The sequence below is a fragment of the Sphingopyxis sp. DBS4 genome, assembly GCF_024628865.1.
Classification (GTDB): domain Bacteria; phylum Pseudomonadota; class Alphaproteobacteria; order Sphingomonadales; family Sphingomonadaceae; genus Sphingopyxis.
On record NZ_CP102384.1, the window covers coordinates 4,005,339 to 4,028,365 of the forward strand.

Below are 23,027 nucleotides of genomic sequence, written 5' to 3' on the forward strand. Positions count from 1 at the left end.
CATGACCCGCACCCTTGTGATCTTGCTGGCGCTCGCGCCGGCCGGGGTGGCGCACGCCCAGCATGTCACCCTCAAGCCGCTCGGCGAAGCCCGGCTTCGCTACGAACAGGTCGATCAGGACGGCATCGCCGCCGACGCCGACGCCGTGACCCTGCGCCTCCGCGCCGGGGTCGAGGCGAAGGCCGGGCGCTGGTCGGCGCTCGTCGAAGGCCAGGGCAATCTGGCGGTCGTCGATGGGTATTTCGACGGCCTCCACGGCGCCGCGACGCGGCCCCTCGTCGCCGATCCCCAGAATATCGCCCTCGCCCGCGTGCAGCTCCGCTATGCCGCGCCAAGCTTCGCGATCACCGCGGGGCGCCAGCGGATCGCGCTCGACGACGAGCGCTTCGTCGGCGCGGTGCCCTTCCGCCAGAACGGCCAGAGCTTCGACGCGGTTCGCGCCGAGATCACGCCGATCAAGGGCCTGAAGGCCGACCTCGCCTATGCGTGGAACGTGCGCACCATCTGGGGCATCGACGGCGCCGGCGCACGGCAACAAGCGGTGTCGGGCGACAATGTCTTCGCCAACGTCGGCGTCGCGACGCCGATCGGCAAGGCGGCCGCCTTTGCCTATCTGATCGACCAAGACGAAGCCGCGATGCAGGGCTTTCGTATGTCGAACCAAAGCTATGGCGTGCGGCTCGACGGCAGCCAGCCGCTCGGCAAGGCGAAGATCGCGTACCAGCTGAGCTATGCGCGCCAGTCCGACTGGCACCGCAACCCCAATGACTATGCCGCCGACTATTGGCTCGCCGATGTCGCGGTCGATCTTGGCGGCCCCCGGGTCGGCGCCGGGTACGAGATACTCGGCGCCGGGTCAGGAAGAAATGGGGAAACCGCCCTCACCAGCTTCCAGACCCCGCTCGCTACCGGATTCAAATTCCAGGGCTGGGCCGACAAATTCCTCACCACCCCGCCCGACGGCGTGCGCGATCTCTATGCGAGCGCGGGCTGGAGCTGGAAAGCGGTGGGGCCGCTCAAGGCCGTGACGCTGCAGGCGGCGTACCACGACTATCGCAGCGACCGCGCCTCGCGCTCCTATGGCGACGAGATCGACCTGCTCGCCAGCGCCAAGCTCGGCAAGGTCACCGCCTCGGCGCGCTACGCCCATTACGAAACCGACGGTTTCGCCACCGATACCGACAAATTCTGGCTGCAACTGGACTGGATGCTCTGATGGAACACCGCCCCCTCAAACCAGACGCCGACACGCGCGAGCATCTCGTCGTGATCGGCAACGGCATGGCCGGCTGCCGCGCGGTCGAGGAACTGCTCGCGCGCGATCCGAGCCGCTACCGCGTCACGATCTTCGGCGCCGAGCCGCGGGTCAATTACAACCGCATCATGCTGTCGCCCGTGCTGGCGGGCGAGAAACGCTTCGACGATATCGTCATCAACGATGCCGGCTGGTATGCCGACAACGGCATCGCGCTGCTCGCGGGCGATCCGGTGGTCGCGATCGACCGCGACGCGAAGAGCGTGACGACGCGCGGCGGCCTGTCCGAAAGCTATGACCGGCTGCTGATCGCGACGGGTTCCGACCCCTTCATCATCCCGGTGCCGGGCAAGGATCTGCCCGGCGTCATCGCCTTCCGCGACATGGACGATGTCGACACGATGCTGGCCGCGGCTGAAACGGGCGGCGATGCGGTGGTGATCGGCGGCGGCCTCCTCGGCCTGGAAGCCGCGCACGGCCTCACCTTGCGCGGGATGAAGGTCACCGTCATCCACTTGATGCCGACCCTGATGGAGCGCCAGCTCGACGAAGCCGCTGGCTGGCTGCTCAAAAATGCGCTCGAAGCGCGCGGGCAGACGATCCTCACCGGCGCCGACACCGCCGAGATCGTCGGCGACGGCAAGGTCGAAGGTGTGAGGCTCAAGGACGGCACGCTGATCCCCGCCCGCCTCGTGGTCATGGCGGTCGGCATCCGCCCCTCGGTGGCTCTCGCCCGCGACGCGGGCCTTGCCGTGGGGCGCGGCATTCAGGTCGATGACCATATGGTGACCAGCGACCCCGCGGTGCTCGCGGTAGGCGAATGCGTCGAGCATGATGGACAGGTTTATGGCCTCGTCGCGCCGCTGTGGGACATGTGCCGCAGCCTCGCCGACGGCCTCGTCGAACAGCCGACCGGCTATCGCGGATCGGTCACCTCGACCAAGCTCAAGGTGTCGGGGATCGATGTGTTCTCGGCGGGCGATTTCTCGGGCGGCGACGGCTGCGAGGACATTGTCCTCCGCGACGCCAGCCGCGGCGTTTACAAGCGCGTCATCGTCAAGGACGACCGCATCGTCGGCGCGGTGCTCTATGGCGATACCGCCGACGGCAGCTGGTATTTCGACCTGCTCAAGAAACAGGAGGACGTCTCCGATCTTCGCGACCTGCTGATCTTCGGCCAGGCCTTCGCCGCGGGAGGCGGCGCGGCGGACCCTAAGGCGGCCGTTGCGGCGCTTTCCGACGATGCGGAAATCTGCGGCTGCAACGGCGTTACCAAGGGCCAGGTCGTCTCGTGCATCGCCAAGGGCGCGCACAGCCTCGATGCGGTGCGCGGCACCTGCAAGGCGTCGGCGAGTTGCGGCAGCTGCACGGGCCTCGTCGAAAATCTGCTCGCGCTGACGCTCGGCGACGATGTCCAGTCGGGACCCAAGACGATGTGCAAATGCACCAGCTTCGGCCACGACGACGTCCGCCGCGAGATCGTCGCGCAGGCGATGCGCTCGATCCCCGAAGTGATGCAGAAGCTCCACTGGTCGACCCCCGACGGCTGCTCCTCGTGCCGCCCTGCGCTCAACTATTATCTGCTCTGCGCGCTGCCCGGCGACTATGTCGACGACCAGCAGAGCCGCTTCGTCAACGAGCGCCTCCACGCGAACATCCAGAAGGATGGCACTTATTCGGTCGTCCCGCGCATGTGGGGCGGCCTCACCAACCCGACCGAGCTGCGCGCGATCGCCGACGTCGTCGAAAAATACAACGCCCCGATGGTCAAGGTCACCGGCGGCCAGCGGCTCGACATCTTCGGCATCAAGAAGGAGGATCTGCCCGCGGTCTGGGCCGACTTGGGCGCCGCCGGCATGGTTTCGGGCCACGCCTATGGCAAGGCGCTGCGCACGGTGAAGACCTGCGTCGGGTCCGAATGGTGCCGCTTCGGCACGCAGGATTCGACCGGGCTCGGCGTCAAGCTTGAGCGGATGAGCTGGGGCAGCTGGATGCCGCACAAGTTCAAGATCGCCGTGTCGGGCTGCCCGCGCAACTGCGCCGAGGCGACGATCAAGGACTTCGGTGTCGTCTGCGTCGACAGCGGCTACGAACTTCATGTCGGCGGCAATGGCGGCATCCACGTCCGCGCCACCGATCTCCTCTGCAAGGTCGCGACCGAGCAGGAGGCGATGGATTATTGCGCCGCCTTCATCCAGCTCTACCGCGAGGAAGCGCGCTACCTCGAACGCACCGCGCCATGGATCGAGCGCGTCGGGCTCGCGCATATCGTCGCGCGCATCGTCGACGACGAACCCGGCCGCGAGGCGCTGCGCGCGCGCTTCCTCTATTCGCAAAGCTTTTCGCAGGACGACCCCTGGGCGCAGCGCGCCGAGGGCGCCGAGGCCGAACATCATGCGCCGATGGCGCGCTTCATCCCGCAGGGAGAATATGCATGACCACCGCTGAATGGCTCGACATCGGCTGGGTCGACCAGATCCCCGTGCGCGGCAGCCGCACCGTGCAGGTCGAGGGCGGCGACGACATCGCACTCTTCCGCACCGCCGAGGGCAAGGTCTTCGCGCTGCTCGACCGCTGCCCGCACAAACACGGACGGTTAAGTCAGGGCATAGTCCATGGCGGCGCCGTCGCCTGCCCCCTCCACAATTGGCGGATCAGCCTGTCGACCGGCGAGGCGCTGGGCGAGGACAAGGGCTGCACACCCACGGTGCCGGTCAAGATCGATGGCGGCCGCGTCCTCATCTGCCGCGCGGGCACGCTGAAGGCCGCCGCCTGATGACAGAGGCGATCCGCACCACCTGCGCCTATTGCGGCGTCGGCTGCGGCATCCGCGCGACGGTGACGGGCGAGCGGAGCGTCGAGATCGCCGGCGATCCCGACCATCCCGCCAACCGCGGCCGCCTCTGCTCGAAGGGTACGCATCTCGGCGAGACCGTCGGGCTCGAAGGCCGCCTGCTCCATCCGATGATCGGCAGCAAGCGCGCGAGCTGGGACAAGGCGCTCGACCTCGTCGCCAAGCGCTTCAAGGAGACGATCGCGCGCCATGGCCCTGGTAGTGTCGCCTTCTATGTGTCGGGGCAACTCCTCACCGAGGACTATTATGTCGCGAACAAGCTGATGAAGGGCTTCATCGGCACCGCGAACATCGACACCAATTCGCGCCTCTGCATGTCGAGCGCGGTCGCGGGCCACACCCGCGCCTTCGGCGAGGACATCGTCCCCGCCACCTATGACGATCTCGACGCCGCCGACCTGTTCGTCCTCGTCGGGTCGAACACCGCCTGGTGCCACCCGATCGTCTACCAGCGCATCCGCGCGCGCTGCGAGGCCGGAGCGAAGCTCGTCGTCATCGACCCGCGCCGCACCGAAACCGCCGAAGAAGCCGACCTGCATCTGCCGATCCGCCCAGGCAGCGACGTCGCGCTGATGAACGGCCTGCTCCAGCATTGCCGCGAGGCGGGCGTCGTCGATGAGGAGTATCTGGCCGCACATGTCGCGGTACCTCAGGATTTCTGGGGCCAGCTTGGAGAGGGGAATGACCTGTGGTCGGTGGCGCGCCTGTGCGACGTCCCCGCCGCCGACCTCAGGCATTTCTATGAGCTGTTCGCGGCGAACCCCCGCACCGTCACCCTCTTCAGCCAAGGGATCAATCAGGCGACCGCAGGCACCGACCAGGTCAACGCGATCACCAACCTCCATCTCGCGACGGCACGGATCGGCAAGCCCGGCGCAGCGCCCTTCTCGATCACCGGCCAGCCCAACGCGATGGGCGGCCGCGAGGTCGGCGGGCTCGCCTCGACGCTCGCGGCGCATATGGATTTCGCGCCCGAAAACCGCGCCCGCGTCCAGCGTTTCTGGGCGTCGCCAAAGATGGCGGAGAAGCCGGGCCTGAAAGCCGTCGACCTCTTCCGCGGCATCGGCGAAGGCAGGATCAAGGCGCTGTGGGTGATGGCGACCAACCCCGCCGTGTCGATGCCCGACGGCAATGCGGTGCGCGAAGCACTCGCCGCCTGCCCCTTCGTCGTCGTCAGCGACATGATCGAAAAGACCGACACCGGCGCCTTCGCGCATGTCCGCCTGCCTGCCGCGGCGTGGGGCGAAAAGGACGGCACCGTCACCAACAGCGACCGCACGATCAGCCGCCAGCGCGCGCTCTTCGCGCTGCCCGGCGAAGCGATGCCCGACTGGTGGATCGTCAAGGAGGTCGGCCGGCGCATGGGCTGGAAGACCGCTTTCGCCTACGACCGCCCCGCCGACATCTGGCGCGAGCACTGCCGTCTGTCGACCTACGACAATGACGGCGTGCGCCTGTTCGCCTTACCCGGCGCCGCGCAGGGCGGAACCGCCGCCTATGATGCGATGGAGCCGTTCCGCTGGGGCGGCGACCACCCCTTCGCCGACGGCCGCTTCTCCACCGAAGATGGCCGCGCGCGCTTCGTCCCCGTCGCGCAAAAGCCGCTGCCCGAACCGCTCGGCAAATGGCCGCTCACGCTCAATACGGGCCGCTATCGCGACCAGTGGCACACGATGACGCGCACCGGCCTCGCCCCCAAGCTCGCGCGCCACCGCGAGGAGCCGCTGGTCGAGGTCCACCCCGACGACGCCGCGCGCCTCGGCCTCCGCGACGGCGGCCTCGCGCGCGTCGCGACGCCGCAGGGCAACAGCCTCTACCGCGTCGCCTTCCACAGCGGCCAGCGCCCCGGCGAGCTGTTCGTCCCGATCCACTGGACCGACCGCACCGCGAGCGGCGGGCGCACCGGGCTGCTCCCGCGCCCGCTCGTCGACCCCGTGTCCGGCCAGCCGGGATTCAAGCGTACGCCAGCGTCGATCGCAGCGGTGACGCCGAAGTGGCGGGGCTTCCTGCTCCTCGCGCGCGAACTCGCCGAAACGCCGCGCTGCCTGTGGGCGACCCGCGTCGCGGTGCCGTCGGGCGTGATGTGGGAAGTCGCGGGCAATGGCGACCTCAAGAGCATCGAGGCATTGCTCCCCAAGGGCGAGCGGATCGAGGCGCAGGACGCCGCGCGCGGCACCAAGCGCATCGCGATCGTCGCGAACGGCCGCCTCACCGGCGCGCTGTTCATCACCGAGACCGGCGAACTGCCCCCGCGCGACTGGCTGATCGCGCAGCTCGCGGCGCCCGACGTCGCCCCCACCCTGCTCGCGGGGCGCGCGCCGGGGGTGCAGGCCGACCGCGGCCCGATCATCTGCGTCTGCTTCGACATCGGGCTCAAGACCATCGTCGCGGCGATCCGGGACCAGAAGCTCGCCGATGTCGCGGCCATCGGCGGTGCGCTCGGCGCGGGCACAAACTGCGGCTCGTGCCGCCCCGCGCTCGCGCGCATCCTGACCGAGGAGACCAGCAATGCAGCCTGACGATTTCGCGCCCGGCACCGTCTGGCTCGTCGGTGCAGGCCCCGGCGATCCCGACCTGCTCACGATGAAGGCGGTGCGGTTGATCGAGCGCGCCGACATCGTCTTTTACGACGCGCTCGTTGGCGATGGCGTGCTCGCGCTGATCCCGGCCAAGACCGAGATGGTCAGCGTCGGCAAACGGTCGGGCCGCCATTCGAAAGACCAGCGCACGATCGACGCGATGCTGGTCGACGCTGCTGCAGCCGGCAAGCGCGTTGTGCGCCTGAAAGGCGGCGACCCCTCGATCTTCGGCCGCTCGACCGAGGAACTCGCTGCCCTGCGCGAAGCCGGGCATATTGCCCGCATCTGCCCGGGCATCACCACCGCGTGCGCCGCCGCGGCGTCCGCCGGCATCTCTCTCACGCTCCGCGGCGTCGCCCGCGATGTCCGGTTCGTCACTGCACATAGCAAGCGCGGCGCAGCACTCGACATCGACTGGTCATCGCTTGCCGAAGGCGGGTCGACCCTCGCCTTCTATATGGGGCGCGGCGCCGCGGGCGAAATCATGCGCGGGCTCATGTGCGCCGGCATGCGCGGCGACATCCCGGTGATGATCGCTTGCCACGTCAGCGGCCCGGACGAGCGCCGACTGGCAACGCGGCTCGACCTGCTCGATCTCGCGACCCGGTCGTTCGCAACAGACGCACCGACGCTGATCCTCGTTGGCGAGGCTGTCGACCAAGGTGCCCCCGCACTCATGATTTCGGAAGCGCACGCGCGACAGATGCATGGGTAAGCATGCAACCATCCCGGCATCCGGCGCCTGCGCTGCCTCGATCGATTTCGACAACGCGCTGGCGATCCTGGCAGCGCATGCCCGCCCCCTCGGCAAGGAAAGCGTCCCCTTGCACGACGCGGGCGGGCGCTATCTCGCTGCACCGGTGCTTGCCCGGATCGACGCGCCGCGGCGCGACTGCGCGGCCATGGACGGCTATGCGGTCCGCGACGCCGACCTGAAGAACGGCACCATAGTCTTGCGGTCGAGCGGCACGAGCTACGCGGGCGGCGCCGAGCCGGGCGCAATCTCGGCGGGAGAAACCTGGCGTGTAATGACGGGCGGGCCTCTGCCCCACGGCAGCGACCGCGTTGTAATGATCGAGCATTGTCGGCATCGCGGCGATCTCGTGGTGCTGGACGCTCCGCCGCTCGGCAAGCCGCACGTCCGGAAGGCCGGCTCCGATTTTTCCGCGGGCGACGAACTCCTCGTGGTGGGCACGAGGATGACGGCGGCCCGGCTGGTCGTGGCGGCTGCCGCAGACCGCTCCGAGGTCGAAGTATGGTGTGCTCCGCGCATCCTGCTGGTCGCGACCGGCGACGAAATCCTCGCGCCGGGATGTGCATTGCGGATGCTGAACGCGATCCCGGACAGTCTCAGCATCGCAATCGAGCACTTGTGTGTGTCCGCGGGTGCGGACGTCGTCACCGCCTTCAGGCTCCCCGACGATGAGAGGGCGATTGCCGACGCGCTGGAAAGAGCCGCCGCCGACGTGGTCGTCGTCATTGGCGGTGCCTCACGCGGCGACCGCGATTTCGGGCGGTCGGCCTTGGCATCGCTCGGACTGGAAGTCGCTTTTGCCGATGTCGCCATCAAACCCGGCAAACCTGTCTGGTATGGCCGATTGGGGCAGACCCATGTTCTCGGGCTCCCGGGAAACCCGACGGCGGCCTTTACGGTCGCCTCGCTGTTCCTTGCCCCGCTGATCGCGGGTCTGTCCGGAGGAGCAGTATCGGACGCGCTGCCCTGGCAGCTCAGGCACGCGACGAGGCCGATCCCGCCAAATGGGCCGCGCGAGGCGTTTCTCTGCGCGTCATTTTCCTGCGAAGGCGCTGCGATCTGCGATCGTCAGGATGCGTCGGGACAGGCGATGCTCGGTGTCGCCGATTGCCTCGTCCGCCGCCCCGCCAATGCGCCCGCAGCGGATGTAGGAGAAATCGTACCGGTGTTGCCGCTGTGCTGATGGGCCTCCTGCTCGGCCGATTGCGTACACGGGAAACCCCGGACCGTCCGGCAAGGCTAGCGAAACCTGCCAGCCTCAAATCGACGCTCGCGGCAATTGGGCAAAAGATCGAAAACGGCAGCGGAGAGACTCTGTCTACGGTGGAGAGCAAGATCTGGAACACCGCAGCGGTGATCTCCTACATGGCGCCCGCGTCCAGAGATCATGCACCCGCAAATGCCAAGGTTCTCAGCTGGGCAGCCGCCCGCGCCGGTTTCGAAGATATGGGTTTGCCGGACGCTGCGACATTCGTGACATCCTTGGTGACCGAGCTCGCTTTTCGAACCGAAATCGATCCTCGCGACCGCCGTGGCGAAACCGACTCTCTCGTCAGGCTTGCCAAGCTGAAGCAGCAGTTTTCAGCGATTGAGCAGCAGCACGACCTCTGGGAATTGCTACGAAGGCTGATTGAGCGAACCGCTCGCTAGGTTCGCGCTTCCGGCCAAAAAAAAGCGCCCGCCGGATGAAACCGGCGGGCGCAAGATGAAGATTTCCGTCCCCTTTCGAGGAAGAGTTCTTCTGGGTCGCCCGGCGCAATTAGCGCGACGCCGCGATTCTCGATTGTATGAAAGCGCCAAAACGCCAGCTATTCATAATGTTGCGCGGCGGAGAGCGACTGCGCCTGGCCGGTAGCTGCCTGATCGCTTTGGGGCGTAAGCCTCAGGAATCAGACGTTTGAGGCAATATGCGTGCCGGTGAACGGGGCGCGACCGATGGCGGTGACAGTCGATAGGTGATCATGATGTCCCACGCGGCCGCTAACCGTCCCTGGCATGGACCGCACGACGTCAGCAGGACGTCCGCCGAAGTCATTCTCCGGCACCAAAAATCAGATCGAGCATTTGATTCTTCCAAATCCGCACTGCGCGCTCGATGGACGCAGCGTCCGGGTTCCGGATGTATTCCACCGTCAGCCCGCGGGTGACAGCATTGTTGAGCAGTTGTACGCTCAGATTTATTTCATTTTCGGCAATCCCCGCTGCGTGCAGGATGGAATAGGCCCACAAACGGACGCGACGATCGAAGCGGCGGGTGCTGGGTCCAACCTCGCGGTCGAGGTCCGGATCATTGCGGCGCGCGAGATGAATTTCGAGAACCGCCGCCATCTCGGGCCGGCTGATCATCTCGAAGTTCGCATCGATCAGATTTTCCATCGACTCGCGCGGCGTGCGTCCGCGCCGAATGGCTTCGCGATAGACGCGAACCCGATACGCCGAGAATTCGCCCGCGACGGCCGCCATGAGCTTCGCCTTGGTCGGGAATTGATGCTGGATCGCGCCGAGGCTCATTCCGGCCGCGTCGCGGATCGTATGCATCGTGGCCCCTGAATAACCCTGCGCGCACAAGACGTCGCGCGCCGCCGCGATAACCTTCGCACGGGTCGCCGCGCTGCGATCGGCTTGGCTTCGGCGCGGTTTTTGGGCGACGCTGGTCATGCGGGAATTATCTGTAACGACATTGGCCTCGTTCATAAGCGAGATTTCGCACCTGTTCAAAATTTGGGTCCGGATGAAGGCACGGACCGCGAGCAGCCCGCGACCCTAATTCCATCAGAAGTTCGAACTGAAGCGAATGCCGAAGGTGCGCGGCTGCTGAACGATGCCGTTGCCTGTCGCCCCGGCGCCGTCTCCGCTGAGGTAATAATAGAGCCCGCGCGCGTTCCCTACATTGGTCACATACAGGTCGAGTCGATGCTGGCCAAAGTCGACGCCGCCCCGCAGGTTCACGGTGTTGTAGCTCGGAAGCCTTTGATGGCCGCTCTGGGGGGCAGCCAAGCCTCCGACGACGAAATCCGAATTGCGCGATCCGACATAGGTCCAGTCCGCCCCGAGGAACATCGTCGCGTCGCCGCCGACCGGCGCACGATAGTCGAAGCCGAGCGTGTTGGTGAATGTCGGCACATAAGGCAAGCGGTCGCCCTTGGCGCCACCGATCCCCGGGACGGCCGCCCGCAGCTCGGCGTCGGTATAGGCGCCGTTGGCGAAGAGGGAGAATTGCGGTGAAGCTGCCAGCCGAAGCGCGTATTCGACGCCGCGGCTGCGGGCCTTGCCGCCATTATCGGTGAAATTGTTGGGAACGCCCGTGTCGGGGTCGACCACCGATGTCGGTATCTGTATATCGGTCCAGTCGACGGTGAACGCCGAGATGTCAAAACTCAGGCGGCGATCGAACAATTCGCCCTTCGCGCCCAATTCGTAGTTCACCGTCGTGTCGGGGCCGTAGCTGGTCCGGTAACCAGGGGGTGGGGTCGTCGTCGGCACGAGATTGGGACCGCCCGGCCGATAGCCCGTCGCTACACGCGCATAGAGCGTCACACGCTCGGCCGGATGCCAGCTGATCGCACCCGACCAGGTAACCTTTTCCTCTTTGGTTTTCGACGGCGGGTCGATGACGTCGACGAAGGAGTTCGAAATGAACCCGGCCAAACGCGTGGTCTGCGACCTTTGCCGGTTACGGGCGTAGCGGGCGCCGCCTGTGACATCGACATTGGAAAGCGGATGCCAGGTCAGCTGCGCGAAACCGGCCATCTCGCGATAGCGGGCGGGAACATATAGGCCGCCGCCCGGAACCGGGAGGGTCAGAATCTCCGGCGGCGTCGCAACGCTGGTCACGTCGAAGAGCTGCGTAAGCGAACTTTTTTCATCCGTATAGAAAAGGCCGGCGAGATAATCGATCGCCCCCGAGCCGGGCGCGGATGCTATGCGGATTTCCTGGTTGATACGGCGTACCGTGGTGAAATCGTCGCTCCGGACGTCGACCGGCTGCCCGTACGCCCCGGCCAGAACGTCCCCAAAGGTCACGCCCGGCGCCGCATTATAGTAAGTGAAGACCTTTCGGCGCTCGAAGTTCATCTTCGCCAAGCTGGTAATGCTGGTGATCGTCGCGAACCCGGCATCGTAGTTCAGGGTCGCGCTATACACCTGCGATTTGCGCTTGATTGGTTCGCCCAGACGCAGATTGCGCTGAAGCTCGCCCCCATGGGCAATCGACGCGGCGTTCGCCGGCGGATCGGCCGGCGTGAGCGCGGCACCGACCACGTCGATACTGGCGGGCGCATCGCGATCGTCGCGCTGCCAGATACCGCCGAGCCGGACGCTGAAATCGGGGGTGGCCTGCCACAGCAACGCGCCGCGGACGCCGTAGCGTTCGCCGCTGTTCACGTTCCGCTCATCGCCCAGGGGATTGTCGATATAGCCCGGCAGACGTTCGTAGAGACCCGAGACGCGGATCGCGACGCGGTCCGGGAGAATCGGCACGTTCAGCGCCGCGCGGACGCTACCTGCCGTTTCACCTTCGTCGACATGGTTGAGTTCCAGCTGCGCCGAGCCCTCGACGCGGGAAAGGTTCGGCGCCTTCGTCACATATTTCACCAGCCCGCCGAGGGCCGAGGCGCCATATAGCGTTCCCTGGGGTCCGCGCAGTACCTCGATCCGTTCGAGATCATAGGTGTCGAAATTGGGCGTCGTGCTTTGCTGATAGGAGGATGAAGAGGTGAGCGGCACATCGTCCACGAGAATCGCGGTCGTTGCGCCCTGGCCGCTGGCGTTGAGTCCGCGAACGGTCAGTTGCGGGCCAGCCGCCCCGTCGCTGAAGGATATCCCCGGCGTGAACGCGGCGAACTGCTCGATTCGCGTCAGATTGCGCTGCGTCAAGTTTTCACCGCCGACGGCCGTGACCGCGGACGGAACGTCGATTAACCGCTGCTCCCGCTTCTGCGCGGTCACGACGATTTCGTCAGGCGCTGCCTGTGCGGTGTCCTGCGGCGCGCCGCCTTCCGCCGATTGCGCCCAGCCCGCAGCGGGGGATGTCAGGACTATGGCCAGAGCGGTTCCGGTCAGCCCTTTGTGCAGATTTCGCATAAATCCCTCCCAATCTTTCTGATTTGCGGACGCTCAGCCAGCGCGGCCCAGCGCGAAGCGCATGCCGTGGAGAATGGCGGTCGGCGCGGCCGAGACATGATCATCCTCAGCAAAGGCGACATGGCGGAGATTGAGGAGCCCCGCGCCGCGCAGCGCGTTGGCGAAATCCCTGGCGCCATCGACCATACGCGCGGCACTCACCTGCGCCTGCGCCTCCTCCAACGTCAGACCCCTCCCTTCGGGTACGCTCGTCGGCATGTCCTGCTCCTTGGCCCCGACATCGACGAATACGCGCGGCTGCTGCGGCAGCGCCGCGAGCCGCTCCTTGAACGCTGGGAGCTTTTGAAGGATCGAAAAATCGTCCCACCAGAGCGACGGGCTGCTGACGATGAACGACGCGAAGCTTTCGGGACGGGTCAACAGTGCGTTGGCGGCAAAAAGCCCGCCGAGTGAATGACCGAAGAGGATCGGCGCGCCGCCGGCCGTCTGCGGATAGCGCGCTGCGATTTCGGGCCGCAGCGTCTCCACCAGAAAGGCCAGGAACGCGTCCGCACCGCCGCTGTTTTCGCCGCCGATCGCCGTGCCGAACATACCAAGGCCTTCGAGCGACTCGGCGCTGATCGGTGGCGCGAGATCCGCGGTCCGCAGCCTCATCACATCAGCGAACGCCGCGTCATAGCCGACGCCGACGACATAGTAAGCGGGAAAGCCCTCGACCGTCGAAACCGCCCGCGCGATCTCTGCTGCCAAGCCGAACAGGATATCGCCATCGACAACGTAAAGCACTGGAACGGCGGCGTCGAGCGCTTCGACCGCCGGGGCCGCGACGCTGATCTGGAGCAGTCCCTCGCGGATAGGATGCGCAAGGGTGAATTGCTCGAGCGAGGCGCGAACGGAAAATTGCATTCGAGTTACTCCATCCCAAACGGCCTCTATGGACCTGCGCGCCGACCCTTCCCGAGACGGCCAACTTTTGACGCACGACTCATCCTACTCACTTACATTAAAGTCAACTTATTTGTTGTATGCGATCGGAAGTCGGTATACGCCGTTCGGGACAAGCCTTGGGAGAATGGACATGACGGGCGGACAGCCTTGACCTTAGAAAGGCCTTCTCCACCCTCGATTGCGTTCGCGGCAAGCGGGTGCATTGCCAAGCATGGCGCGAGCAAAGCCAGCGCCCTGACCTGGTATGGGCTGGTCGTTCTCCTGATGACGAGTTTCTTCGGCTTTGTCGTCCGGCAGATGCTCAGCCTGATCGCGCCCGCGCTCCAGGCCTCGCTCGGCTTCTCCGACCTGCAGATCGGAATGCTGCAGGGACTTGGCATGGCGGTCTTCGCATGTATCGCGAGCTATCCGATGGGCTGGCTCGCCGATCGGTACGGACGCCGCCTGCTGCTCGCGATCGGAGTGGCCATCTGGTCGCTCGCGACCTTCCTGTTCGCATTTCAGGACAGCTTCGGCGGCCTGTTCGCGGGAACGATCGGCATCGCGATCGGCGAAGCCGGGCTGGTGCCGATCATCTATGCGATGATCCCCGACCTGTTCCCTGAACAGAGGCGCAACACGGCCAATCTGATCTTTTACGGCGGGTCGCTGTTCGGCGCCGGGATCGGCATGGCGCTTGGCGGGGCGCTGCTCGAATGGCTGGCCGCGTCGGCCGGCAGTTTGCCTCACTGGCTTGCGGGAGTCGACTCATGGCGCATCGCTATGGTGGTAATCGCCCTGCCCAGTCCGCTCTTCTTCTTACTCGTTGCAACGATGCCGCTTGCCAGACGCGCGGCCGCCGTCCGTGCGGCGGAAACCGGCGACGCGGACAAGGCGCAGGACTTTCTGTCTTATGCGCAAACGCACTGGTGCACGCTTGCCTGCGTCTGCGGATCGATATTTGCCATGGCCGTGGCGATGACCTCGGCCCTCATCTGGTTTCCCATCGCATTGCCGCGCGCCTTCGGTATCAATCCGGCGACCGTCGGCGTCGGGCTTGGTATAGCGATAACCGCCGCGACGCTGATCGGCGTGTTCCTTCCGGGCATCACGCTCAAATTCGGGCAGCGCGGCGGCGGGCTCACGCCGATCAGGGCGACCAGCTTCTTTCTCTGGCTGACGCCGTTGCCGGCCATGTGTCTGCCCTTCGTCACCTCGACCTTCCAGGCCTATACGGTCGCCGCGCTGCAGGGCGCGATGGGCGTCGCGGGCTCGGCGCTTATGCCGGGCATATTTCAAGACCTCGCGCCCGCTTCCCTGCGGGCGCGCGTCCTGACCCTGCTCGGCATCGTGAATGCGTTGGCACTCGCGGTTTCACCGCTTGCAGTCGGCATGATTTCGGGTCTGATGTCCGGCCCGCGAGGCATGCTTTATTCGATTTCGATCGCCAGCATACCCTCACTGATCGCTGCCGCCGTCCTGATGTCGCTCGCCCACCGCCCCTATGCCGCCACGGTCCGCGCCGTGCATTCCCAGTTTCCAGGAGAGAAAGCATGACAATCCCCGCCACACTCGACCGTCCGGACGATATGACCAGCATGCGCGAAGCGATCGAGGCCGGGCGTACGACGCCGGCCGCGCTGATCGAACGCGCGATCGAACGCGCCGAGGCCGTCAATCCGCAGCTCAATTTCATCGCATGGCCCTGTTTCGACCGCGCGCGTACGCAGGCGGCCGCGCCGCGCCCGGGACCGCTTGCCGGTCTCCCGACCCTGATCAAGGATTCCATTCTGGAAAAAGGCGTACCATCGAGCTTCGGTGCCGCCGTGCTCCGCGATTTCGTTCCCGCCGAAGACGGACCCTATGCCCGCGCGATAAATGACGCGGGTCTAATTTCGATCGCCCGTTCGGCGATGCCCGAACTCGGACTCAACGTGGTAACCGAATCGCCGTTGGTGGGCGTGACCCGCAATCCCTGGAACCTGGATCATACACCCGGCGGTTCTTCGGGCGGCGGATCGGCGGCCGTGGCAGCTGGAGTGGTTCCCATCGCGCATGCCAGCGACGGGCTGGGGTCGATCCGCCATGGCGCCGCGCCGTGCGGCCTCGTCGGTCTCAAGCCGTCGCGCGGACGCAATATCGGCGACGAGGCGATGCGCTCGATCGCCGATCTGAACGTCGATGGCTGCGTCAGCCGCACCGTGCGCGACACCGCGGCTTGGCTCGAGGCAACCCAGACGCGCGCGCCCGACGCGGCCTTCGCGCCGGTGCCGCTCGTAACCGCGCCGGTCGATAGCAAGCTTCGCATTCACGCCTATAGCGAGGTAATGCGCACCGCCGCGGAGCCGGACGCGAGCGTCGCCCGGGTCTTTTCGGACACGATCGATTTGCTCGGACGGCTTGGCCATGGCGTCAGCGATGGCCGGTTGCCGTTCGACGCCCCCGCCGCCATCTCCGCGCTACGCGATTTGGCCGAAGGCAGATTTGCGCGGCGACTGGAGCCGATCGCCGAACAGCTCGGCGTTGCCATCACGCCCGACGATCTCGAATATCGCTCAAGGACGATCGTGGAACAGGGAAACCGGATTTCAGACAAGCAATATGATGCGGCATGGGCCCTGATGGAGCAGAATGCCGCATCCTATCTAGCGCTGCTGGACGACATCGATATCTGGATGACACCCACCTTCAGCACTGAAACCGTCCGCGTCGGCGTCTTCGGGCCCCACACGGCGTGGCTCGACCAGCGCGATCATCTGCTCGACTATGCCGGCTATTGCTGGATCGACAATTTCGCCGGCTCGCCGTCGATCAGCCTGCCGATGGGTTTCAGCGACAACGGCTTGCCGGTCGGCGTCCAGTTCGCAATCCGGCCCGGCGGCGAAGCGCTTCTGCTCGCGCTCGCGTATCAACTCGAGAATGCCGTCGCATGGTGGCGACATACCCCGCCGGTCTGGGTCGGTCAGTGATGACAGGCGAGAGCTTCGGCGCCGTCTTGAAACGCCATGCCGCGGCGACGTCGGATGCGGTCGCCGTACGGTATGACGAGGACAGCCTGACATGGCGTGAACTTGACGCGCGCTCGGACGGTCGAGCCGCGCAATTGCTGGAAGCGGGCGTCGTCCGCGACGATATGGTCGCGATCGTCCTTGCCAACGGTACCGCGCATCACGAATGGACGTTCGGCGCATGGAAGGCTGGCGCAACGCCCTGTATCCTTCCCTCTCGGTTACCTGCGCATGAGCTTTCCGCAATCGTCGAACTGGCCGCGCCGCGCGTCATCATCGGATCGCCGCGACTTCCCCGGATCGAGCGCAGAATAATTGCCGCCGATTCTCCCCTACCGCCGGAAACGGCCTCGATTTTGCGTGCCCCCGCATCCAGCTGGAAGGCCGTCGCCAGTGGGGGCTCGACCGGGCGGCCGAAGCTGATCGTCGATCATGGACCACCCAGCCTCTCGGCCAAGATCGACCAGCTGATCGATTTCGTCAGCATGCCGCGCGGCGGCACGCTCCTCAATCCGGGTCCCCTCTATCACAACGCGCCCTTTCTCTTCTCGAACCTCGCGCTCGTCGCGGGAAGCCAGGTGGTCGGGATGGCGCGGTTCGATCCCGAAAAATGGCTGCAGATCGTCGAACGCGAGCGGGTTGAATGGTGCTTTTTGGTCCCAACGATGATGCACCGCATCTGGTCGCTCGCGCCGGAGATCCGAAAGGCCTATGATCTGTCGTCGCTGACGTGCGTCGTTCATATGGCAGCCGCCTGTCCGGTTTGGCTCAAGCATGCCTGGATCGACTGGCTCGGCGGCGAGCGCATCCTCGAAGGTTATGCCGGGACCGAAACTCCAGGCACCATGATTACGGGAACCGAATGGCTGCGCAAGCCGGGGTCGGTCGGCCGTGTTGCGCCCGACACGATCACCATCCGGAACGCTGACGGCGAACTTTGCCCGCCCGGCAAGATCGGCGAGATTTTCTTTCCCGCCGCATCCGCCGAAGGCTTTCACTATATTGGCGCCGCACCCCGCCTCGACGATGCGGGGCGGATGTCGCTTGGCGATATGGGCTATGTCGACGTCGATGATTATTTGTTTCTCGCCGATCGGCGCACCGACATGATCATCCGCGGCGGCGCCAACATCTACCCCGCCGAGGTCGAGGCGGCGCTCGACGAACATCCCGCGGTTGTGAGCGCCGTCGTCATCGGCCTGCCGTGCGAAGAATTTGGTCACCGCGTCCACGCAATTCTCGAAGCCCGGCCCGGCGTGACACTCGAAATCGCGGATGTGTCTGCCTTTGTCGCGGAGCGGCTCGCGCCCTATAAGCGGCCCGAAAGCTATGAAGTGGTGGAGACCCCGCTGCGCGACGATGCCGGCAAGGTGCGACGCAGTGCTTTGCGTGATGAAAGGCTTGCCTGGATAACAGCTCGAAAGCCGTTCCAGCAATAATCAAAGACCAACGAAGCCGCACATTGGGCGTCGATAAGCGGCGCAGTATGGCCGATGCACGAACCGCTGCGCGGATTGGCGCTAGCCTCGATGTAAAGCAGCCCTTCGAGCGCATCGCCTGATTGAACGTGGGCTGCCGCAGGCAGACCCTTTCGGCTCCTTCACCTGAGGAGTCGAACGATGAATGAACTTATCCAGATTGGCCCGATCAGCCCGCTGCGCCAGCGCCTGATCGACGATATGACCATGCGCCGCTTCTCGAAGGAGACGCAGCGTAACTATCTGCGCGACGTTGGGAGGTTCGCGACCTGGCTCGGGCGCTCGCCGCACACCGCAAGCGCCGAGGATATCCGGCAGTTCCAGATCGAGCAGCAACAAGCCGGCGTCCCGGCGCCGACCATGAACAGCATCGTCGGCGCGCTGAGGTTCTTCTTCACGCACACGCTCGACCGCCCCGACCTCGCGCGCAAGCTGGTCCGCACCAGGCAGGTACGCAAGATCCCGGTCGTCCTCACCATGGCCGAGGTGAAGCGCCTGCTCGATGCCACGCGCTCCTTGAAGCACCAGGCGGCGCTGTCGGTCGCTTACGGCGCGGGCTTGCGCGTCGCCGAGGTGTCGGCGCTCAAGGTCAGCGATATCGACAGCAAGCGGATGCTGCTCCGGATCGAGCACGGTAAAGGCGGGCGATACCGCAATGCCATGCTGCCCGAAGGGCTGCTCCTGCTACTGCGCGACTGGTGGCGCGCCGGGCGGCAACAGGGCATCCTCGTCCCCGACGGCTGGCTCTTTCCCGGACAGAGCACAGCGGCGCCGATCAGCACCCGCCAGCTCTACCGTGTCGTCGTCGAAGCCGCTGAAGCAGCAGACATCGACAAGCGCGTCGGACCGCATACGCTGCGCCACAGCTTCGCCACCCACTTGCTCGAGGACGGTGTCGATATCCGCGTCATCCAGGCGCTGCTCGGCCATGCCAAGCTAAACACCACCGCCTTCTACACCCAGGTTGCGACGAGGACCGTTCGCTCGATCGTCAGCCCGCTCGACAGGCTCGCGCTCGCATCGCCCAGCGAGGAAGCGCCCGACGGCTGAGGTCGATGCGCGCCTCACTCGAGGTCGCCGACATCTTCCGCGCTGCCGGGCCAACCTACCGCGCCGCCCATGCCGGGCATCTGAGCCTGCACCAGCTCAAGATCATGTCGGCGATCGAACATTGCCGCACCGCCGCGCTCGGCGGGCATGTCGAGGCCTGCACCGACTGCGGGCACTGGCGGATCGCCTATAACAGCTGCCGCAACCGGCACTGCCCCAGGTGCCAGGGCGCTGCGGCGCGCAGTTGGCTCGAGGCGCGCGAGGCCGATCTGCTCCCAGTCGGCTATTTCCACGTCGTGTTCACCCTGCCTGCCGAGGTTGCCGCGATCGCCTTCCACAATAAGGCGCCCCTCTATGACCTGCTGTTCAAGGCCGCGGCCGATACGATGCTGACCATCGCCGCCGACCCGAAGCACCTCGGTGCCCGGATCGGCATCACCGCCGTCCTCCACACCTGGGGCTCGGCGCTCACCCATCATCCGCACATCCACATGATCGTGCCCGGCGGCGGCATCTCCCGCGATGGAACGCGCTGGATATCCGCACGCCCAGCCTTCCTGCTCCCGGTCCGCGTCCTTGGTGCCCTGTTCCGACGCTTGTTCCTAACCCGCCTTCGCGCGCTGCACGATGCCGGCAAGCTCGCCTTCTTTGGCAGCCTCACTCATCTTGGCGAACGACGTGCTTTCCTGCGGCACCTCTCTCCCGTCAGGAAGAAGCGCTGGGTCGTATATGCCAAGCCGCCGTTCGCTGGTCCCGAGGCCGTGCTCGCTTATCTCGCGCGCTACACCCACCGGGTCGCCATATCGAACAGTCGGCTCCTCCGGTTCGATGAGGAAGGCGTCACCTTCCGCTACAAGGATTACCGCAAGGCCGGCGCTGGACGGCAGCAGGTCATGACGCTCGGCGCCGACGAGTTCATCCGCCGCTTCCTCCTCCACGCCCTGCCGCGCGGGTTCCACCGCATCCGCCACTATGGCCTCCTCGCCAGCGCACACCGCAAGGATCATCTCGAACGCGCCCGCCGCCTGCTCGATGTCGCACCCCCACCGACCGACGAGCCCGCCGACGATGCAGAGCCCCGACCGACCTGCCCGTGCTGCGGCGGTACCATGATCATCATTGAGGTCTTCGAGCGCCGCTACCAGTCCCGCGCGCCGCCACCGCCATCCCTCGCACCCGGGACACCGGCGCCGTGACCCGGCACGGCCCGTCGCCTTCCTCGTCCAGGGCAGACCCGCGCCTGGAAGCGGACCCGCTCGCGACGGGGCTGCCCAAAAGCAGACGTCGCACCACCAAAATCGGTCCGCCCGCTTTTCGGCGTCCGCTTTTGCGACCCATATGCAGACGGTCCGCTATCGCGCACGTCCGCTTTTCGGCAGCACCTAGCTACCCCACGATCTCCGCAAAACAGCTTTCCCCATAGCTCACACCATGACCACCGCGGTTCGGGCATCGAAGACTTTCCGACGCCTGGCGGCGTCCGAAACTCTCAACGATTTCGGCCTGACAGCTTTCGGCTTCGCGTCGAGATAAGCGGACATTGTTTTGCGAGGCAGTGGAAAGCCAAACTGCGACGATGCCCGGAAGAGAAAGCCAGATTGTGCCCGTCAAAACCGCTAGTACAATGAACCGCCGGTCATTTCGATCGTGCCCATAGCTGCACCTGTTCGCTCGCCTCGCCAAGTCGCTCGCGAGCGGCGTCGGGCTGCCTGAAATTGCAGCCGAAATCGAAGCGTAAAGCTGTTTCTCCTCCGGCTCGTCGCCAGTTGAGCACACCCGCCCCCTGGTCGGTGACCGCCCCATCGCAAGGCAATTCACGCACGCCCTCAAGCGGCTGCAATATCGCCCGGATGCGTTCGAAGCCCTGCGGCCCCGCGTCGAACTTGCCGCTCGCCTTGTGGTCGACGGTCGTGCGGTAGGAACCACGCCCTGAACGATCGATCCACCATTCGGTGCGCTCGCCGGTCCAGCCATTGCCAGTCCCCGCATAGGAAATCCGGTCCGGTGTTTCGGCAGAAGTAGCCGGGTCTTGCGGATCGGCAAGGCCTGAAAGAGCGATGGCAACCAGGGACGCGAAATTCCAGATCATCGGGACAACTCCTTTGCCTCGACCGGCGACGGGATGCAGATTCCTGTGGAATGCCAGCAAGCCATGCCACAGATTTGCTTTCCCCGCGGCAATGAACGGTCTCGACCGCAGGTTCAGTGACCGTCATCACATCGCATCCGGCATGGCCGATTGCGGCCAGTCGCTCATGGTTTCGGAAATCAAGAAGCGGAAGCCTGCAGCTGGCCCAGGCGCTAGTCGAAAGCCCGCTATTTTTGGATCGGAACCTTAACGCTGCCTGCGAACCGCCGCTCAGCCTCTATCTTACCGAACTCGCTGCGGCCTGCTGCAATCGGTATGGATCACTTGGCACTCCGACCCGCCCTGATCGGCGCACCCCTTCAGCGCGCCCGCGATCGCATCGTCCAGCCGGTTCTCCGACCTGTAATAGCGGGTGTACAGCCCCGTCGCGGTCTTCCCTTCCGTCATCGCCGCGCAGTGATTGTAATAGGTAAACTCGACCTTGCAGTCCTTCCCGCCGTTCGACTGGCACGCGGCGATCGCCGCCTTCTTCGCCTTTCCCTTGCTCGGCATCTTGCTGCCCTGCCCGACGATGGCGGTCGCAAAGTCATAGGCGAAGGCGCCCCAGCGGGTTTCCCAGACGGGCCCGGATTGGGAGTAATCGCCGCCATCGCCTCCCCGCTGCCCGGTTGACGGAATACACTCCTGCCCGGGCGTGCCGGCGGCATTGGGCTCGAAACCCGGCGGACAGGCAGAAGCTGTCCCCGGCACGAGGTATAGAACCCCGGCAACGACGGCGGCCGCAATGGATCGCATTCTGGACGTTGCAAACATCTTCATGATTCCTCCTCCTTGGCAGGTGTCTGCCTTCAATCCGGTTTTCCCAGCACCGCCGCACAATTCCCGCGCGTGACATAGTCGATGATCATATCGTCGCGGACTTCGAAGCTGGCGGTACACTCAACGGCCGTCTCGGATCGCGCCGGCCCGCCCCCCACGCACATCATCCCCCCGCTCCTCGAATTGGGATCGGGCACAGACATGTTGCCCGCGCCGCATCCCTGCGACGGATCGGGTCCCAGAACGACGCCTGTTTTGTAATAGTGAAGGATCCGCCGGCCTGCCTTGTCCTCGAAGCTGGTGGGCGTGCCCCAGCTTCGCACCAGTTCGGCCTCGCGATGTCCGATCCATGGTTCAAGGCTGTCACGGACTTCCACCACCTCGCGCTTTTTCCGCGCATTGGCGATCGCGCCATTCGCCTCGGTCAGATTCATCAGCTCGCGCGTGCGTTCGGCGTCACGTTTGTCAGCGGCGATAACCGTGCCGGCGATCGCATTGGCTTCGTCGAGCGCCTTTTTCCGACGGGCCGCGAGTTCGGCCATCTTGGCGTCGGCCTCTTCTTGCGACCGTTTGCTCGCGACGACGGGGCGCGTGCCGTCTTCCCAGAAATTCTTCCAGGTGAAGTCGGTGATGCCGCCGAGCGTCATCGGACCCATGAAGAACAGCCCGCGTTCGGTCAGATTGAGCTCGCGCATCGCGGCCCGTTCGGCCGGGGTCTTGGGGCCCATCTCGCAGCCGAATTCGACGAGTTTGCTTTCGACCGCGTCCTTCGGCGCGCGTGCCGGCTGGTCGGGCATCCGCTGGACGAAATCGTCGCGCGGCGACACCTGGATCAGCTTTTCCTCGAGGGTGCCGCGCGTGCAATCGACGATCACGTTCGACGTCACCCATTCGGGCGATTTCGGATGCTCCATCAGCGCGAAGGTCTCGAGCTTGTACGTGTTGTCAGCGAAGGGCACCGGATCGAGAAAATCCTCGTCGACCGTGACGACGAGCCGTCCGGGCTTTTCGCCGCCGAGAAACACGAGCCACCATTCGCTCGCCACCGCCGGCGATGCGGCCGCCATGGAGGCGCATGCCAGCGCCACACCGAATATCCTCATTTCGAAACTCCCCATTTGACCGGTATTTT

General features: G+C 65.5%; 18 protein-coding genes. 12 read left to right on the plus strand and 6 right to left on the minus strand.

What is annotated here, in order from left to right:
• Position 1 precedes the first annotated feature (1 nt).
• Genes NP825_RS19275 through NP825_RS19305 form a run of 7 tightly spaced genes read left to right on the plus strand, consistent with a single transcriptional unit; the run spans position 2 to position 9,092 of the window.
• The gene (locus NP825_RS19275) at positions 2-1,216 is read left to right on the plus strand and encodes an alginate export family protein (RefSeq protein WP_257546668.1); all 1,215 of its coding nucleotides are present in this window, start codon (positions 2-4) and stop codon (positions 1,214-1,216) included.
• Entirely contained in the window at positions 1,216-3,693 is a 2,478-nt protein-coding gene (gene nirB / locus NP825_RS19280; protein WP_257546670.1) for a nitrite reductase large subunit NirB, read from the plus strand. The genes NP825_RS19275 and nirB overlap by 1 nt, the downstream gene beginning before the upstream one ends.
• Positions 3,690-4,031, plus strand: a complete 342-nt coding sequence (gene nirD, locus NP825_RS19285; RefSeq protein ID WP_257546672.1) for a nitrite reductase small subunit NirD — start codon at positions 3,690-3,692, stop codon at positions 4,029-4,031. Before nirB ends, nirD begins: the two co-directional genes overlap by 4 nt.
• Complete coding sequence (locus NP825_RS19290) at positions 4,031-6,628, plus strand: nitrate reductase (protein ID WP_257546675.1); 2,598 nt, start codon at positions 4,031-4,033, stop codon at positions 6,626-6,628. The genes nirD and NP825_RS19290 overlap by 1 nt, the downstream gene beginning before the upstream one ends.
• On the plus strand, positions 6,618-7,403 hold the full coding sequence (gene cobA, locus NP825_RS19295) for a uroporphyrinogen-III C-methyltransferase (protein ID WP_257546677.1): 786 nt from the start codon (positions 6,618-6,620) through the stop codon (positions 7,401-7,403). The genes NP825_RS19290 and cobA overlap by 11 nt, the downstream gene beginning before the upstream one ends.
• Positions 7,396-8,625, plus strand: coding sequence for a molybdopterin molybdotransferase MoeA (locus NP825_RS19300; protein ID WP_257546679.1), 1,230 nt, complete (start codon positions 7,396-7,398; stop codon positions 8,623-8,625). The genes cobA and NP825_RS19300 overlap by 8 nt, the downstream gene beginning before the upstream one ends.
• Positions 8,625-9,092 carry a hypothetical protein gene (locus tag NP825_RS19305; protein ID WP_257546681.1) on the plus strand — a complete coding sequence of 156 codons (468 nt, stop codon included), beginning with the start codon at positions 8,625-8,627 and terminating at the stop codon, positions 9,090-9,092. Before NP825_RS19300 ends, NP825_RS19305 begins: the two co-directional genes overlap by 1 nt.
• Before the next feature lie 381 nt (positions 9,093-9,473).
• Here NP825_RS19305 and NP825_RS19310 read toward each other — a convergent pair whose 3' ends face one another.
• From NP825_RS19310 to NP825_RS19320, 3 genes are all read right to left on the minus strand, one after another.
• The gene (locus NP825_RS19310; protein WP_257546683.1) at positions 9,474-10,100 is read right to left on the minus strand and encodes a TetR/AcrR family transcriptional regulator; all 627 of its coding nucleotides are present in this window, start codon (positions 10,098-10,100) and stop codon (positions 9,474-9,476) included.
• A 114-nt stretch (positions 10,101-10,214) separates the two neighbouring features.
• Positions 10,215-12,524, minus strand: a complete 2,310-nt coding sequence (locus tag NP825_RS19315) for a TonB-dependent receptor (protein ID WP_257546685.1) — start codon at positions 12,522-12,524, stop codon at positions 10,215-10,217.
• Between the two features lie 33 nt (positions 12,525-12,557).
• Positions 12,558-13,430, minus strand: a complete 873-nt coding sequence (locus tag NP825_RS19320) for an alpha/beta hydrolase (protein WP_257546688.1) — start codon at positions 13,428-13,430, stop codon at positions 12,558-12,560.
• Here NP825_RS19320 and NP825_RS19325 point away from each other — a divergent pair.
• From NP825_RS19325 to NP825_RS19345, 5 genes are all read left to right on the plus strand, one after another.
• The gene (locus NP825_RS19325; RefSeq protein ID WP_257546690.1) at positions 13,383-15,008 is read left to right on the plus strand and encodes an MFS transporter; all 1,626 of its coding nucleotides are present in this window, start codon (positions 13,383-13,385) and stop codon (positions 15,006-15,008) included. The two genes, NP825_RS19320 and NP825_RS19325, sit on opposite strands and share 48 nt — an antisense overlap.
• Positions 15,005-16,420: an amidase gene (locus NP825_RS19330; RefSeq protein ID WP_257546692.1), complete on the plus strand. Its 1,416-nt coding sequence runs from the start codon at positions 15,005-15,007 to the stop codon at positions 16,418-16,420. Before NP825_RS19325 ends, NP825_RS19330 begins: the two co-directional genes overlap by 4 nt.
• Positions 16,420-17,898 carry an AMP-binding protein gene (locus NP825_RS19335; protein ID WP_257546694.1) on the plus strand — a complete coding sequence of 493 codons (1,479 nt, stop codon included), beginning with the start codon at positions 16,420-16,422 and terminating at the stop codon, positions 17,896-17,898. The genes NP825_RS19330 and NP825_RS19335 overlap by 1 nt, the downstream gene beginning before the upstream one ends.
• A gap of 180 nt (positions 17,899-18,078) precedes the next feature.
• Positions 18,079-18,987, plus strand: coding sequence for a site-specific integrase (locus tag NP825_RS19340; protein ID WP_257546696.1), 909 nt, complete (start codon positions 18,079-18,081; stop codon positions 18,985-18,987).
• Between the two features lie 5 nt (positions 18,988-18,992).
• Positions 18,993-20,183, plus strand: coding sequence for an IS91 family transposase (locus tag NP825_RS19345; protein WP_257546699.1), 1,191 nt, complete (start codon positions 18,993-18,995; stop codon positions 20,181-20,183).
• A gap of 440 nt (positions 20,184-20,623) precedes the next feature.
• Here the strand turns inward: NP825_RS19345 and NP825_RS19350 are convergent, their stop codons facing one another.
• From NP825_RS19350 to NP825_RS19360, 3 genes are all read right to left on the minus strand, one after another.
• Positions 20,624-21,076 carry a hypothetical protein gene (locus NP825_RS19350; protein ID WP_257546701.1) on the minus strand — a complete coding sequence of 151 codons (453 nt, stop codon included), beginning with the start codon at positions 21,074-21,076 and terminating at the stop codon, positions 20,624-20,626.
• Between the two features lie 282 nt (positions 21,077-21,358).
• The gene (locus tag NP825_RS19355) at positions 21,359-21,895 is read right to left on the minus strand and encodes a DUF4189 domain-containing protein (RefSeq protein WP_257546703.1); all 537 of its coding nucleotides are present in this window, start codon (positions 21,893-21,895) and stop codon (positions 21,359-21,361) included.
• Positions 21,896-21,924: 29 nt separating this feature from the next.
• The gene (locus tag NP825_RS19360; RefSeq protein WP_257546706.1) at positions 21,925-22,962 is read right to left on the minus strand and encodes a hypothetical protein; all 1,038 of its coding nucleotides are present in this window, start codon (positions 22,960-22,962) and stop codon (positions 21,925-21,927) included.
• Positions 22,963-23,027: the final 65 nt, after the last annotated feature.